General features: G+C 62.3%; 12 protein-coding genes. 8 read left to right on the top strand and 4 right to left on the bottom strand.

Annotated features, from left to right (window positions below; translation table 11 throughout):
• Positions 1 to 149 precede the first annotated feature (149 nt).
• The 5 genes from PTE31013_RS18000 to PTE31013_RS17980 all read left to right on the top strand — a co-directional run bounded on the left by PTE31013_RS18000 (position 150) and on the right by PTE31013_RS17980 (position 5,449).
• Positions 150 to 683 carry an ureidoglycolate lyase gene (locus PTE31013_RS18000; RefSeq protein ID WP_150614138.1) on the top strand — a complete coding sequence of 178 codons (534 nt, stop codon included), beginning with the start codon at positions 150 to 152 and terminating at the stop codon, positions 681 to 683.
• Positions 684 to 1,271: 588 nt separating this feature from the next.
• Positions 1,272 to 2,696: a circularly permuted type 2 ATP-grasp protein gene (locus PTE31013_RS17995; RefSeq protein WP_174978618.1), complete on the top strand. Its 1,425-nt coding sequence runs from the start codon at positions 1,272 to 1,274 to the stop codon at positions 2,694 to 2,696.
• A gap of 45 nt (positions 2,697 to 2,741) precedes the next feature.
• A complete protein-coding gene (locus PTE31013_RS17990) occupies positions 2,742 to 3,740 on the top strand; it encodes an alpha-E domain-containing protein (RefSeq protein WP_150614137.1) in 999 nt (332 codons plus the stop codon).
• Positions 3,741 to 3,744: 4 nt separating this feature from the next.
• Positions 3,745 to 4,551 carry a transglutaminase family protein gene (locus PTE31013_RS17985; RefSeq protein ID WP_150614136.1) on the top strand — a complete coding sequence of 269 codons (807 nt, stop codon included), beginning with the start codon at positions 3,745 to 3,747 and terminating at the stop codon, positions 4,549 to 4,551.
• A 49-nt stretch (positions 4,552 to 4,600) separates the two neighbouring features.
• Positions 4,601 to 5,449, top strand: coding sequence for a proteasome-type protease (locus tag PTE31013_RS17980; RefSeq protein WP_150614135.1), 849 nt, complete (start codon positions 4,601 to 4,603; stop codon positions 5,447 to 5,449).
• A gap of 39 nt (positions 5,450 to 5,488) precedes the next feature.
• Here PTE31013_RS17980 and PTE31013_RS17975 read toward each other — a convergent pair whose 3' ends face one another.
• The 3 genes from PTE31013_RS17975 to uraH all read right to left on the bottom strand — a co-directional run bounded on the left by PTE31013_RS17975 (position 5,489) and on the right by uraH (position 8,868).
• On the bottom strand, positions 5,489 to 6,850 hold the full coding sequence (locus PTE31013_RS17975; protein WP_150614134.1) for an MATE family efflux transporter: 1,362 nt from the start codon (positions 6,848 to 6,850) through the stop codon (positions 5,489 to 5,491).
• Between the two features lie 419 nt (positions 6,851 to 7,269).
• Positions 7,270 to 8,475: a urate hydroxylase PuuD gene (locus PTE31013_RS17970; RefSeq protein WP_150614133.1), complete on the bottom strand. Its 1,206-nt coding sequence runs from the start codon at positions 8,473 to 8,475 to the stop codon at positions 7,270 to 7,272.
• 42 nt (positions 8,476 to 8,517) lie between these two features.
• A complete protein-coding gene (uraH, locus tag PTE31013_RS17965; RefSeq protein ID WP_150614132.1) occupies positions 8,518 to 8,868 on the bottom strand; it encodes a hydroxyisourate hydrolase in 351 nt (116 codons plus the stop codon).
• A 442-nt stretch (positions 8,869 to 9,310) separates the two neighbouring features.
• Here uraH and PTE31013_RS17960 point away from each other — a divergent pair, with 442 nt between their 5' ends.
• Positions 9,311 to 10,672 (top strand): nucleobase:cation symporter-2 family protein, encoded by a 1,362-nt coding sequence (locus PTE31013_RS17960; RefSeq protein ID WP_281351829.1) that lies wholly within the window; start codon positions 9,311 to 9,313, stop codon positions 10,670 to 10,672.
• Complete coding sequence (locus PTE31013_RS17955) at positions 10,672 to 12,030, top strand: 8-oxoguanine deaminase (protein WP_150614130.1); 1,359 nt, start codon at positions 10,672 to 10,674, stop codon at positions 12,028 to 12,030. The genes PTE31013_RS17960 and PTE31013_RS17955 overlap by 1 nt, the downstream gene beginning before the upstream one ends.
• A gap of 200 nt (positions 12,031 to 12,230) precedes the next feature.
• Here the strand turns inward: PTE31013_RS17955 and PTE31013_RS17950 are convergent, their stop codons facing one another.
• The gene (locus PTE31013_RS17950) at positions 12,231 to 13,169 is read right to left on the bottom strand and encodes a LysR substrate-binding domain-containing protein (RefSeq protein WP_150614129.1); all 939 of its coding nucleotides are present in this window, start codon (positions 13,167 to 13,169) and stop codon (positions 12,231 to 12,233) included.
• A 342-nt stretch (positions 13,170 to 13,511) separates the two neighbouring features.
• Between PTE31013_RS17950 and PTE31013_RS17945 the strand changes: the two genes are divergently transcribed.
• Positions 13,512 to 15,107, top strand: a complete 1,596-nt coding sequence (locus PTE31013_RS17945) for an ABC-F family ATPase (protein ID WP_150614128.1) — start codon at positions 13,512 to 13,514, stop codon at positions 15,105 to 15,107.
• Positions 15,108 to 15,146: the final 39 nt, after the last annotated feature.

Below are 15,146 nucleotides of genomic sequence, written 5' to 3'. Positions count from 1 at the left end.
CCGCTTCAACATCATTCCGGACGGTGGCGTATCGCGTTTGCGGCTGTGGGGCCGGTTAAGCGAAAAGAAAGCATAAGTGCGCATGAATCCCTCTCGCGGCCGAAAGCGAATGCGAGAGGGGAAATGAAAAGGGAAAAAAGGAGAGTGACATGGCGGGAGCGGCGTTGAAGATCGAGCGATTGACGCGAGAGGCGTTTGCGCCGTTTGGCGATGTGATCGAGTTGTCGGGGGCGAAGCATTTCGGGATCAATGGTGGGACGACGGAGCGGTATCACGATTTGGCGACGGTTGATCTGGGGCCGGAGGGGGGTCACACGTTGGTCAATGTTTTCCGGGGTCAGCCGAGGCAGTTGCCGTATGAGGTGACGATGTTGGAGCGGCATCCGTTGGGGAGTCAGGCGTTCATCCCGTTGAAGACGACGCCGTACCTGGTGGTGGTTGCGCCGGCGGGCGAATTGGACGTGAGTCAGATGAGGGCGTTTGTCTCGGAGGGGTGGCAGGGGGTGAACTATGCGCGTGGCGTGTGGCATCACCCGTTATTGGCGTTGGAAGAGGTGAGTGATTTCGTGGTGGTGGATCGTGGGGGCGAGGGTCACAACTGTGACGAGCGGGATTTGCCGGGGACATATGTCTTGACGCGGGCGGCGTTGGAGGCGGTGAGATCGGCGCGAAAGGCGGCGTAGGCAAGGCGAAAGAGAAGAGAACGTGAAGGACAGCGAAGACGCCGGGGAGAGCCCGGCGTTTTGCATATGTGGGGAGAAAAAGCGTGGGGGGGGGAGCGAGAGGCGAGATAGAAAGTGAAGAGGAGTTGAGGAGGAGGTGGAGAGGGACTGAAGAGGTGTGAGCGACGACGCGGCCGTCACGCGGCAGATGCGAAGCACGCGCGGGGCGGGTGCGGCGTCGCGATGGCGCTGGAGGCGGTAGGTGTCGACGGGACAGGGGAGCGGAGGGGATGGCGCGGGAAGCGGGCGGTTTCGGTGGGAGGACTGGGGGCGTGGAGGGGGGAAGGGCCGGGGCCCCTTTCTGCAGCGAGTTGGGTTTATGTTTGAGAGGCGGAAAGGGGCTCCGGTCCTTCCGGGGGGGAGGTGTAGAGGGGGGGAGAAGAATAAACCCATCCCCGATTCCTCCAGAAAAACCAACTCCTATACTAGGAATCACCGACGTGGTGCGAAATGAGGTGAGGGTTGCACGGAAATCGTGCGAAACGGGTAGAAAAGCGGCTCGGGCATGGATATTGCTCGATCTCGACACAGCAATCTGCGGAGAAGCATATGGTCGAGAGCTACAACGAGATGGCGAGCATCACGGGTGCGACGCGGGCGCATTACCGTCGGTTTGACGATTGGCTAAAGTGCCAGTCTGACGACGTCTTGCACCACAAGCGTGCTGAGGCTGATCTTGCGTTCCGGCGTGTGGGGATTACGTTTGCTGTATATGGAAATGAGGCGGGTACAGAGCGCTTGATCCCATTCGACCTGATCCCGAGAATCATTCCGGCGCACGAATGGCAGACCTTGCAGACGGGATTGCGTCAGCGTGTGGAAGCGTTGAACCGGTTCGTTCATGACGTCTACCATGAGCAGGACATCTTGCGGGCGGGGGTCATTCCGGCGGAGCAGGTATTAAAGAATGCGCAGTATCGTCCGGAGATGCAGGGTGTTGACGTGCCGGGCGACATCTACGCGCACATTGCGGGTGTGGACGTCGTGCGTGCGGGGGCGGGCGATGATGGGGAGTTCTACGTGCTCGAGGACAATCTCAGAGTGCCGTCTGGCGTGTCGTACATGCTGGAAAACCGCAAGATGATGATGCGGTTATTCCCTGAACTGTTCGCGCGAAACCGGATTGCGCCTGTCGAGCATTATCCGGACCTCTTGCTTGACAGCCTGCGCGCGGTGGCGCCGGTGGGGGTGGATGATCCCACCGTCGTCGTCATGACGCCTGGCATCTACAACTCCGCCTACTTCGAGCATGCCTTCCTGGCGCAGCAGATGGGTATCGAGTTGGTTGAGGGGCAGGACTTGTTCGTTGAGGACAACCTTGTCTACATGCGAACCACCAATGGTCCGAAGCGCGTCGACGTCATCTATCGCAGAATCGACGACGACTTTCTCGATCCGTTGGCCTTCCGTGCCGACTCCACGTTGGGCGTGCCCGGATTGCTCAGCGTCTACCGGGCGGGGCGCGTCACATTGGCCAATGCCATTGGCACCGGCGTTGCCGACGACAAATCCGTCTACCCGTTCGTGCCGGACATGATCGAGTTTTACCTGGGCGAGAAGCCCATACTCAACAACGTTCCGACCTACCAGTGTCGTCGAGCGGACGATCTTGCCTACACCCTCGACAACCTTGGCGACCTCGTCGTCAAAGAAGTGCATGGCGCCGGAGGTTACGGGATGCTCGTGGGGCCTGCGTCCACCCGAGCCGAAATCGAAGCATTCCGGCAGCGGCTCATTGCCAAACCCGACGGGTATATCGCCCAGCCTACGCTCGCACTGTCCGCATGCCCCACCTTCGTCGAGGCGGGCATTGCGCCCAGACATATTGACCTGCGTCCATTCGTGCTCTCCTCCGGCAAAGGCGTCACCATGGTACCGGGCGGGCTTACCCGCGTCGCGCTTACCGAAGGTTCACTCGTCGTCAATTCCTCCCAGGGCGGGGGGACAAAAGACACCTGGGTGCTCGAAAAATAGCCCGCGCTCGCCGGAAACGACAAAAAATCATATCGGGAAGAGAACATGCTCAGCCGTACCGCCGATCACCTGTTCTGGATGGCTCGCTACATGGAGCGGGCCGAAAACACCGCACGCCTGCTCGACGTCAACTTGCAGAACCTGCTGCTGCCGCAAGACGCCATCGATGACGAAGACGATACCGACAGCGCCCGGGCGCACGCCAGCACCTTCAACGACGAGGCTGGCTGGCGTGCCACCTTGCGCATCTCCGAACTCGAGCCAGCGTTCAATCGAAAACATGCGCGAGCCACACGTGCCAACGTTCTCGACTTCGTCGTGCGCGATCGCGATAACCCGTCGAGCATCGCCTGTTGCCTTGAGGCGGCGCGCGAAAACGCGCGCGCCGTTCGGGGGACACTCACGACAGAACTATGGGAAACCGTCAACAGTACCTGGCTCGATTTTCCGCGCATGCTCGATCTGCTCGAGCGCGATCCAGCCCATCTTTTCGAATGGGTCAAAGTGCGCTCGCACCTCTCGCGCGGCGTGAGCTTTGGCACCTTGTTCCAGGATGATGCCTTCTACTTTACCCGCCTGGGCCTTTTCCTCGAACGCGCCGACAACACCGCGCGAATTCTCGACGTGCGCTTCCACGAAGCCGTGCGCGCCGATCGGGCGGGGCCCGACGCGTCCCATCCCACCGACTTCTACTACTGGTCCGCCGTACTGCGCAGTGTGTCCGGCTTCGAAATCTACCGCAAAGTTTACCGCGACGTCATTACGCCAGAGCGCGTCGTCGAACTGCTCATGCTCAACGCACACATGCCGCGTTCCTTGCTCGCATCGCTCAACGGCGTATGCGAAAATCTTGCCACCCTGTCCAATGCCCAGTCGGGGGATGTTGAACGCTACGCCGGAAAGCTACAAGCCGAACTCAAGTACACCGACATCCAGCAAATCCAGCAACAAGGTCTTCACCCCGTCCTGACTGAACTCCTCGAGCGAGTCTCCCTGCTCGGCAACAAGATCAGCCAGACCTTCCTGATCCCGCTCGCCGCCTGATGCCATGCGCCTGACCATCCGCCACGAGACCACCTACCGCTACGACACGCCGGTGCGCTACACCATCCAGCAACTTCGGCTCACGCCTGCGGCGTCAAACGTGCAGCGTATCGTGCACTGGCGGTTGGCCGCACCCGGCAAGCTCACGCCCGCACGCGACGCCTACGGGAACGACATGCATACCCTCGTGCTGCACCAGCCGCACAGCGAAATCCGCCTCACCGCCGAAGGCGAGGTCGACACCACGCCGCTCATCGACGGACGGCTCGGCGAGACCAACCACGCCGTACCGGTGTTATCCTTCGCAAGCCCGACGCCGCTCACCGGCCGCAGCGATGCCATCGACGCGCTTGCCGACGCCGCCGGCGTCGCCTCGCCGGGCGACCTGCTGGCGCTCGCCGCCACCATCTGCGAACATGTCGACTATGCATCCGGCATCACCGCCGTGACCAGTACCGCAGCGCAGGCGCTCGCGCTCGGGCGGGGTGTTTGCCAGGATCATGCGCACCTGATGCTCGCCGTGTGTCGAGCGCGAGGCGTGCCCGCGCGATACGTCAGCGGATATCTCGATCCCGGCGACGTACCGCACGCGGCCAGCCACGCGTGGGTCGACGTATGGGTCGATGGAGCGGGGTGGGTCAGCATCGACGTCACCCATGCCTGCTTCGCCAGCGGCAACTACTGCCGGCTGGCCGTCGGGCGCGATTACGAATCTGCCGCGCCCGTCAGAGGCATGCGCAGCGGCGGGGCGACGGAAGCGCTGCACGTATCGGTCAAAGTCGATACCGTGCCGCTCGACCAACAACAATAGCTTTCAGCGTGCCCGGGCAGGGTGCCCCGCACGGCAAGACAGGAACGACATGACGTATTGCGTGGCCATGAAGCTCGATGCCGGGCTCGTCTTTCTCTCCGATACCCGCACCAATGCGGGTGTCGATCACGTGAGCACCTTTCGCAAGATGCTCGTGTTCGAGCGCGCGGGCGAGCGCGTGCTCGTGCTGCTCTCGGCCGGTAACCTCGCGCTGACACAGGCCGTGCGTCAACAACTGGCCGAAGCACGCGATACCGAGACCCTGTGGAATGCCAAAAGCATGACCGATGTCGCGCGCGTCGTCGGCCAGGCGATTCGTGACGTCTACACGCGCGATGCCAAGGCGCTCGAAGCCTTTGGCGTCGACTTCAACTGCAGCTTCCTCCTTGGCGGGCAAATCGCTGGCGCGCCGAGCCGCCTGTTTCAACTGTACTCGGCGGGTAACTTCATCGACGCGTCATCCGTCAACCCGTATTTTCAGATCGGCGAGTCCAAGTACGGCAAACCGATCATCGATCGACTGGTCACGCCCGCCACCTCGCTCGACGACGGGGCCAAGTGTGCGCTCATCTCCATGGACTCCACGCTGCGCTCGAACGTCTCCGTCGGACTACCGCTCGACCTCCTCGTCTACGAAGAAGACAGCCTGCGCGTGACGCGCTTTGCGTCGCTCGACGACGAAAACGTCTACTACAAGATGATCCACGACACCTGGGGGGCGCGCCTGCGCCAGGTGTTCAACGAACTGCCCGAACCGCAATGGGCGACGACCTGCGTGGAAAGCGCGCCCGCGTCGCTGCCGCCGCGTGCTGCGCCGCCCGAAGGCGTGCCCGGCGCGCATGAGGCGGGCAGCGTCCAGTCCCTCGCCCAGACCGTGGCGCTCAAAATGCCGTCCTGAGCGAACGCCGCACGCGTGTCAGCGTGCCGAACGGGCACGTCACGCGATGTGCCCGAGACGATACTGCTTCCGATACAGCCATGCGCTCACGGCCAGCGTGACGAGTTCCGTTGTCAGCAGCGTGTACCAGATGGCCGAGCTGCCCAGCCATGTGTCGAGCAGCCAGAGCGTGCCGAGGAGCACGATCCAACTGCGCAGCATCGCAATGGCTGCCGACGGGCCTGGCGCTTCGACCGCCGTCAGATAGCCGGCCACGATCAGGTTGCCCGCCGCCGGCAAGAACGCCAGCGCATACCAGATGACCGCGTGTTCCAGAATTGCCCATGCTTCGCCGCCAGCAGGCAGGAACAGGAAGGTCAGCGGGCGGGCGAGCGTCGTCATCGCCACGGCCACCAGCAGCGAGAATCCGATGACAGCCTTCATGCCCAGCCGGAACGAACCGTGCAGCGATTTTGCATCCTGCGCGCCGCGGTAGAAGCTGATCATCGGTTGCATGCTTTGAACCAGTGCGACCATCGTTACCGTGGCACCGAGCGTCATGTACTCCAGAATCGCGTACGCAGCGAGACCCGGCTCACCGAAGTGAGTCAGAATCACGCGATTGAAGACGAACACCGTCACTGCCGGGGCGATGGCGCCGAGAAACTCCGACGCGCCGTTATACATCGCGCGCCAGACATGCGTTGGCCCACCACCGAAGGCGCGGCGTGCAGGCACCACCTGCTTGGCCAGCACGAAGTGATAGGCGAGCATGGCGCTGCTCGAGACCATCATCGACAGCCCGGTTGCCAGCGACGCCCCATACATCCCCATGCCGCGCACGGCGATCAGCCAGTAGTCGAGCACCACATTCGCAAGGGCCCCGAGAAACATCGCATACAGGCCAAACCGCGCCGCCGGAGCACCTTCCACGCGCAGAAACAGCTCCATCGCGTAAAGGCCGTTCGCAAACAGCACGAACCAACCCCAGCCGGACAGATACGCCACCACGTCGACCGCGATCGCACCTTCGGCCCCCAGCGCTGCGGCAATCTCCTGCTTGTAGACAAGCACGCCCGCGCTCATCGCGACACCGGAGACCAGCATCACCCAAAGCACCTGAGAAAACGCGCGGCGCGCCTCCGCCTGCCGTTGCTCGCCGAGCAGCCGGGCGATAAGCGTGGCGCCGCCCACGCCGACCATCACGCTCACCGCATAGGGCACGTAAAGTAGCGGCACTACGAGATTCAGCGCGGCCAGCGCCTGCTGGCCGACGTATCGGCCGATAAATATCCCGTCGATCAGCGTATAGATCGTGTAGACCCAACCCGACAGAATGGTCGGGATCGCGAGAGACGTAAATTCCTTGAGCAGCGACGTCTTGACGCCCTGCGAAGTCTTGCAGTGTGTGGAAAGAGACATGGTCCCCTCGATGACATATCGCCGCGTCGTGTCGGGACGCGGCTCACCGTGGCTTGCACATCAAAAACGACGAGATGAGGAGATTGGCCGCTCACGCGCAAGCGATGGCGTGAGCGCTCCGCCTCGGTCACGGCGCGCGCAAAAAGGCGGGCGTTAACGAGGCAGGCGGGCGGACGGAGGGAACATTGCCTGGTGCAGATGCACCCAGACCACGCCCTGTCGGGAAGCGGAGAAAAGCAGGAAATTCATCGTGTTTTAAGTCTGCCCGGCCATCCGGGCGAATAAGACAGACACACGCCGTCATCCCGAAGTTCCCCATCGCCGCACGCGGCAAACCTTGTCATGACGGTAATGCGACCGCAAAAAAGGGGCGCCGAAGCGCCCCAACATGGGTCCAGCAAGAAAGACAGTCGCGTGAGTTACTGCTGTGCGCCGCCGTTGAACCACGCGGCGATCTTCTGCCGTTCGCCGTCGGTCATCTGCGTCACATTACCCAGCGGCATCGCCTTGAGGGCGACAGCCTGCTGATAAATCCGTTGCGCGTTCTGCGAAATCTCCGCCGGCGTATCGAACATCACCCCCGCCGGGGCGCTGCCCATCATGGTCGGCTTGGCCGAGTGACAGGTGGCGCAGCGTTGCGTCAGGATTGGCTGGATCTCCGAGAGCTTCACGGCCGACGCCGCGGCTTCACCGTGCGCGCCTGCGGCCGGCGTCGGGGCGGGGCGCGGTGCAGCAAACACGGCAACGCCCGCCAGCAACGCGGCGCCGGCGGCCGGAAGAACGTAAAGATTCTTGCCGGCGTGACGCAGTACGAAGAACTGACGAATCATTGCGCCTGCGGCCATGATGATCGACAGGATCACCCAGTTGTGCGGATTGCTGTACGTGAACGCATAGTGGTTGCTGATCATGATGAACACAACCGGCAGCGTGAAATACGTGTTGTGCACCGAGCGTTGCTTGCCCAGCTTGCCCCAGATCGGGTTCGGGACCTCGCCCTTCGACAACGCATCGACGCTCTTGCGCTGCCCCGGAATGATCCAGAAGAACACATTCGCCGACATCGACGTCGCCATCATGGCGCCGACAATCAGGAAGGCTGCGCGACCGGCAAAAATATGTGTGGTGGCATACGTTGCGGCGACCACGAACAGCGCTACCGCAATGCCCAGCACCCGCTCGTTCTTGCCCAGCATGCGGCACAGGAAATCATAGATGAACCAGCCGCCGATCAGGAACGCTACCGCAAGGCCCACGGCCTGACCCGGCTGCAGATCCATCACATTCTTGTCGATCAGATATGTCTGCGGCTGCAGCAGATACAGCGCGCAGAACAGGCCGAAGCCCGAAAGCCAGGTCGTGTACGACTTCCACTTCGACCAGTGCAGGTCTTCCGGCATCTGCGGCGGCGAGTTCAGGTACTTCTGGGCGTGGTAGAAACCACCGCCGTGCACCGACCACATCTCGCCGAATACGCCCTTTTGCTTGTCCTCGGCCGCCTTGGGCGGCTTCAGACCGTTGTCCAGCATCACGAAATAGAACGACTCGCCAATCCAGGCAATGGCTGCCACCACATGCAGCCAGCGCAGCAACAGATTGACCCAGTCGGTAATAAACGCTTCCATCTTATGTTCTCCTCAACTGCCTGACGTTCACGCCCGCACTTGTCAGCTACCGCGATACGTGGAAAAGCTCCACGGCGACACCAGAAGGGGCACGTGGTAATGCTGGGAAGGCTCGGCAACGCCGAAACGCAGCACAACGCGATCCACGAAGCGCGGCGACGGAACCTCCACGCCTTGCGCGGCGAAATAGTCGCCCGCATGGAACACAAGTTCGTATTCGCCCGCGACGAATGCCTCGCCTTCGAGCAGCGGCGTGTCGCAACGGCCGTCGTGATTGGTCTGCACGTCGCGCAGCAAGCGGCGCTCGCCGTCCACGCGCCACAACTCGACACGGATGCCCGCGCCTGGCTTGCCGTGCGATGTATCAAGTACGTGGGTAGTCAGTCGTCCCATGATGTCTCCTGTGATGGATGGGTGCATTGTAGGGAGATGGCGGCCAGGTAACGGGCGCAATACCAAAGATAAAAACGCGCACATACCGTCGCGTGCCTGACAAGCGCATGACCGTCGCCAATCCGTCGCGTCGTTGGGTCAAGGGTACGCTGCATGCCCCGCGATGGGGATTTCTCGGATCGCTATTTGTTTCGTTTATGCCGTGTATAACGCCATTCATATGACCGATTGCCGTCACAGGTGCGGCATGGCCCGGAAAGCCCAATGGCGACATGCGTGCCTCGGGAAAACCCGGGCGGCAAGATCAGCATGCAGGCATACGTTCCATGAAAAAAACACTATAGCCCCCGACGGTCTTGTCGCAAAAGGCGTCGACCTGCACCATTGAGTCACCCCCAAAATATCAATCAAACAGCCCCCCTGGGACGGAGACGCAATGAGTGTGACAACCAACGCTGTGGATCCAGTCGACGAGCGACTGCCGATCGGAAAACTGTTCATGCTGGGCCTGCAACATGTGCTGGTGATGTACGCGGGGGCGGTCGCCGTGCCGCTCATCATCGGCGGTGCCCTTGGCTTGCCCAAGGACCAGATCGCCTTTCTCATTTCCGCCGACCTGATGTGCTGCGGCATTGCCACGCTGATCCAGAGCGTTGGCGTGGGCCGCTTCGGCATTCGCATGCCGGTCGTCATGGCCGTCACCTTCGCGGCGGTCGGTCCGATGCTCGCGATCGGCACCAATCCGTCGCTCGGGTTGCCCGGCATCTTCGGGGCGACGATCGCCGCCGGCATCATCGGTACACTGCTCGCGCCGGCCGTCGGCAAGCTGCTGCGCTTCTTCCCGCCCATCGTCACCGGCATTGTGATCACCTCCATCGGCCTGACCATCATCGGCGTGGGGATCAACTGGGCTGCGGGGGGCGTCGGCAATCCCGATTACGGCGACCCCGTCTACCTGGGCGTGTCGTTTGCGGTGCTCGTCTTCATCTTGCTGGTCACTCGCTTCGTCAAGGGCTTCTTCTCGAACATCGCCGTGCTGCTCGGCATTCTGTTCGGCTTCGCCATTGCGCTGCTGCTGCACAAAGTCAATTTCGACGGCCTGGACCAGGTGAAGTGGTTCGACATCGTGCTGCCGTTCCATTTCGGTATGCCGGTGTTCGATCCATGGGCCATTGTGACGCTCACGATTGTCATGCTGATCACGTTCATCGAATCGACGGGCATGTTCCTGGCGCTTGGCGAGATCGTCGGCAAGCCGGTCGACGAGAAAGCGCTGGTGGCCGGTCTGCGCGTCGACGGTTTGGCCACGGTGATCGGCGGCCTGTTCAACACGTTCCCCCATACCTCGTTCTCGCAGAACATCGGGCTCGTGGGCGTGACCGGCGTGAAAAGCCGCTGGGTGTGCGTGGCGGCGGGTGTCATCCTGCTCGTTTTTGGCTTTATTCCGAAGATGTCGGTGGTCGTTGCCTCGATTCCGCACTTCGTCCTGGGCGGTGCGGGCGTGGTCATGTTCGGCATGGTGCTCGCCACGGGCATCAAGATCCTGTCCAAGGTCGACTACTCGCACAACCGCTATAACCTGTACATTGTGGCCATCAGCATCGGCATGGCGATGATTCCGGTCGCGTCGAACAAATTTTTCGCGAAGATGCCGGAACAACTCGCGCCGTTGCTCCACAGTGGAATTCTCCTGGCCACGCTCTCGGCGGTGATTCTGAACGCCTACTTCAATGGCTTCAAAGCGCCGGCCGCGAATGGCCGCGGCGAGCAGCCAGGCGCGGGGATCGGATTGGAGGCGCATTGATGAAAACGCTGCTCGTCACGAATGCCGACGTGCTGGTCACGATGGACGCGGGCCACCGCGAAATCGCCCGAGGTGGCCTTTACATCGAGGACAATCGGATCGTGGCCGTCGGCACGCGCGATCAGTTGCCGGACACGGCCGACGAGGTGCTCGATCTGACTGGGCATGTCGTCATTCCCGGCCTGGTCAACACACACCACCACATGTACCAGAGCCTTACGCGTGCCATTCCGGCCGCGCAGGATGGCGAACTGTTCAACTGGCTGACGAATCTTTACCCGGTGTGGGCGAACCTCACGCCGGAGATGATCCGGGTCTCGACCCAGACGGCAATGGCCGAATTGCTGCTCTCGGGCTGCACGACATCGAGCGACCATCTCTACATCTACCCGAACGGCTGCAAGCTCGACGACAGCATCGAAGCGGCCGCCGAGATCGGCATGCGCTTTCATGCCAGCCGCGGCAGCATGAGCGTTGGACAGAGTCAGGGCGGACTGCCGCCCGATCGCGTCGTCGAACGTGAAGACCATATTCTCAGCGACACACAGCGCCTCATCGAGACGTACCACGATCCCGACCGCTATGCGATGCTGCGGGTAGTCGTGGCCCCGTGCTCGCCGTTTTCGGTGAGTCGCGACCTGATGCGTGAGTCGGCGACGATGGCGCGTCACCACGGTGTGTCAATGCACACCCACCTGGCGGAGAACGTCAACGATATTGCCTACAGCCGCGAGATGTTCGGCATGACGCCTGCCGAGTACGCCCAGGATCTGGGCTGGGTCGGCCATGACGTCTGGCACGCGCACTGCGTGCAGCTCGACGACGCGGGCATCGCACTGTTCGCCAAGACCGGCACCGGCGTGGCACATTGTCCGTGTTCGAACATGCGGCTCGCGTCGGGCATCGCCCCGATTCGCCGCATGCGCGACGCGGGCGTACCCGTTGGGCTGGGCGTGGACGGCTCCGCATCGAACGACGCGGCCAACATGATCGGCGAGACGCGTCAGGCGTTGCTGCTCCAGCGCGTCGGGTTCGGCCCGAGCGCAATGACCGCGCGCGAAGCCCTGGAAATCGCCACGGTGGGCGGTGCGCGCGTGCTTGGGCGAGACGACATCGGTGTGCTCGCGCCCGGCATGGCGGCGGACTTCGCCGCGTTCGACACGCGCGCTATCGGCATGGCGGGCGGCCTGCACGATCCGGTGGCGGCGCTGGTCTTCTGTAATCCTGGACACGCCGCATACAGCGTGGTGAACGGGCGAGTGGTGGTGCGCGAAGGGCGTCTGGCGACGCTTGACCTGCCGTCCCTCGTCACGCGTCACAACACGTTGGCGCGGCAACTGGCCGAGGCGTCCCGATAATGCCCTGCTGCACCGGTCGCGCATTCATGGTGTGCGGCCGGGTGCAGCCACGGGCCGGCGGGAAGTCGGGGGTGGTGGGCCTGAACGCCAGGTTCGCCGCCGAGCGGTTCGGCGGAGCGGTGGGGGCCGCTCCGCCGGTAAAAGCCGCGCGGGGATCCCCGGACCGAATCGACAAGGCAAGGAACGCGTCGAATGACGACTCAGGCCTGCGGGCGCATCGCGAGCAAGGTCCGCGTGGCGTCGGAAATGACGCTGCGCAGCCAGCGCACCTCATCCGAATAGTGCGTGCGCTCGTGCCACAACTGGTAGTACTGCATCGGCGGGAAGTCGATGGGCGCTTTGAGCACGGTGAGCGGCAGAAACTCGGCGTAATAGTCGGCAAACAGGCGCGTCGTGGTGAAGATCAAATCGGATTTCAGCAGGACGTACGGGGCCAGATTGAAGTACGGAATCGTCACGACCACATTGCGCTTCAGACGCTCACGCGCGAGATGCATGTCGATGGCACCGCGCTGGGCAACGGAATAGGGCGTTGGCGCGAGATGCGGGCTGGCGAGATACTGGTCGAGCGTGAGACCGCGTTTGGCATAAGGGTGCGTATTGCGCACCAGGCAAACGATCTGGTCGACAAACAGGTTCGAGAGGTGAAGCTGCTCGGGTGGCTCGGGCCAGTTGCCGATCACGACGTCGACCTTGCCGTCTTCGAGGGCGTGCTCATAGTCGAAGGCGGGCCCCAGCGAATGTAGTTCAAGCTGCGCGTTAGGCGCCTGTTGGCGAAAACGCTCGACGACCGTCGGCACGAACAGGGTATTCAGATAGTCGGGCGAGCCGATGCGGAACGTGCGTACTGTCGTCGCCGGATCGAAAGTCGATTGCTGAACCGTGATGCGCTCGATTTCGCGCAGCGCGTTCTGCGTCGGCTCCAGCAGCGATTGACCGTACTCCGTGGGCACCATGCCTGATTTTCCACGCACCAGCAGCGGATCGCCGGTGATGTCGCGCAAGCGCCGCAGGGCCGCGCTGATCGCCGGCTGCGACTGGTTCAGCTTGACGGCCGCGCGCGTCACGCTGCGCTCGATCAACAACGTATGAAGGACGCGCAGCAAATAAGTGTCAATCGGTTCGCGGTTCTGGCTCATGACGAATATAACAATCCGAATATATCGGACCATGAAATGCATAAGTAAATCATTATGAAGCACAAGACACGTACCCCTCTATAGCGGAAAGCCCCTATCACCGGGGTAGTCGCGTGTCGCGCGGGAAGGGGCCGGCGCGGTTCCCGGCAGCGGTACCTGCGTAGAGTTCACGAGGCTTCGGGCAACCCAAGGCCGTCGACCCCCCGCCCCTGGGGACGGCACATTTCGGACGCTTCACCAGCGCTCGGGGCGGCCGAGGGCGCTCGACATGCATCGGTGTTAAAATATACGGTTTCGTGGCGCAATTTCGTGCCGCCGCACTTCCTCTCCCGGATACCACCTGTGCTGTCTACTGCCAATATCACGATGCAATTCGGCGCGAAGCCGCTCTTCGAGAACATCTCCGTCAAGTTCGGCGGGGGCAACCGTTATGGCCTGATCGGCGCCAACGGTTGTGGCAAGTCGACGTTCATGAAGATCCTTGGCGGCGACCTGGAGCCAAGCGGGGGCAACGTCATGCTCGAGCCGAACGTTCGTCTGGGCAAGCTCAAGCAAGACCAGTTCGCGTATGAAGACATGCGCGTGCTCGATGTGGTGATGATGGGCCACACCGAGATGTGGGCGGCGATGAGCGAGCGCGACGCCATCTATGCCAATCCGGAGGCGACGGACGACGACTACATGCACGCCGCCGAGCTCGAGGCGAAGTTTGCCGAGTACGACGGTTACACGGCCGAAGCGCGCGCCGGCGAGTTGCTGCTCGGCGTGGGCATTCCGACGGACCAGCATCAGGGACCGATGAGCAATGTCGCGCCGGGCTGGAAGCTGCGCGTGTTGCTCGCGCAGGCGCTGTTCTCGAATCCTGACGTGCTGCTGCTCGACGAACCGACCAACAACCTGGACATCAACACGATCCGCTGGCTGGAAGACGTGCTCAACGAGCGCAACTCCACCATGATCATCATTTCGCACGATCGCCACTTCCTGAATGCCGTGTGCACGCACATGGCGGATATGGACTACGGCACGCTGACGATCTACCCGGGTAACTACGACGACTACATGCTCGCGTCGGCGCAAGCGCGCGAACGCCAGATGGCGGCGAGCACGAAGGCGAAGGAGCGTATTGCCGACCTGCAGGACTTCGTGCGCCGCTTCTCCGCGAACAAGTCGAAGGCGCGTCAGGCGACGAGCCGTCTCAAGCAGATCGACAAGATCAAGGTGGAAGACATCAAGCCGTCGTCGCGTCAGAACCCATTCATCCGCTTCGAATTCGAGAAGAAGCTGCACAACCTCGCCTTCGAATTCGAAGGCATCGCCAAGTCTTACGAACGTCAGATCTTCAAGAATGTCTCGGGCGCGGTGCGTGCGGGCGAGCGTGTGGCGATCATCGGCGAGAACGGCGCGGGCAAGACGACGCTGCTGCGTAGCCTGATGACGGCGTTGCCTGTCGACGCGGGCGATGTGAAGTGGGCCGAGAACGCGAACATCGGCTACATGCCGCAGGACACCTCGGAAGCCTTCCCGCAGGACATGACGCTCACCGACTGGATGACGCAGTGGGGCAAGGAAGGCGACGACGATCAGGTGATTCGTGGCTCGCTCGGCCGTCTGCTCTTCGGTGGCGACGACGTGCGCAAGTCGGTCCGTGTGCTCTCCGGGGGCGAGAAGGGCCGCATGATCTGGGGCAAGCTGATGCTGGGCCGTCACAACGTGCTGATGATGGACGAGCCGACCAACCACATGGATATGGAGTCGATCGAGTCGCTGCAGATCGCGCTCGACAAGTATCCGGGCACGCTGGTGTTCGTCTCGCATGACCGCGAATTCGTGTCGGGTCTGGCGACGCGCGTCATCGAAGTGAAGAGCGACGGCAGGATCGTCGACTATCAGGGCACGTACGACGAATATCTGGCGAGCCAGGGCGTGGAGGTCTGATTCACGGCCGGTCCTGGTTGTTCGAGTGAAAGAACCCGC

This window comes from Pandoraea terrigena (assembly GCF_902459705.1).
Classification (GTDB): domain Bacteria; phylum Pseudomonadota; class Gammaproteobacteria; order Burkholderiales; family Burkholderiaceae; genus Pandoraea; species Pandoraea terrigena.
The sequence above is the reverse complement of the archived record's forward strand: the minus strand, read 5'-3'. Positions and strand labels throughout refer to the sequence as shown.

Bases quoted from the DNA above. Each gene is read 5' to 3' on its own strand.
- uraH (WP_150614132.1), bottom strand. From the start codon at position 8,868: ATGGGACGACTGACTACCCACGTACTTGATACATCGCACGGCAAGCCA.
- PTE31013_RS17985 (WP_150614136.1), top strand. From the start codon at position 3,745: ATGCGCCTGACCATCCGCCACGAGACCACCTACCGCTACGACACGCCG.
- PTE31013_RS18000 (WP_150614138.1), top strand. From the start codon at position 150: ATGGCGGGAGCGGCGTTGAAGATCGAGCGATTGACGCGAGAGGCGTTT.
- PTE31013_RS17950 (WP_150614129.1), bottom strand. From the start codon at position 13,169: ATGAGCCAGAACCGCGAACCGATTGACACTTATTTGCTGCGCGTCCTT.
- PTE31013_RS17975 (WP_150614134.1), bottom strand. From the start codon at position 6,850: ATGTCTCTTTCCACACACTGCAAGACTTCGCAGGGCGTCAAGACGTCG.
- PTE31013_RS17990 (WP_150614137.1), top strand. From the start codon at position 2,742: ATGCTCAGCCGTACCGCCGATCACCTGTTCTGGATGGCTCGCTACATG.
- PTE31013_RS17955 (WP_150614130.1), top strand. From the start codon at position 10,672: ATGAAAACGCTGCTCGTCACGAATGCCGACGTGCTGGTCACGATGGAC.
- PTE31013_RS17980 (WP_150614135.1), top strand. From the start codon at position 4,601: ATGACGTATTGCGTGGCCATGAAGCTCGATGCCGGGCTCGTCTTTCTC.
- PTE31013_RS17995 (WP_174978618.1), top strand. From the start codon at position 1,272: ATGGTCGAGAGCTACAACGAGATGGCGAGCATCACGGGTGCGACGCGG.
- PTE31013_RS17970 (WP_150614133.1), bottom strand. From the start codon at position 8,475: ATGGAAGCGTTTATTACCGACTGGGTCAATCTGTTGCTGCGCTGGCTG.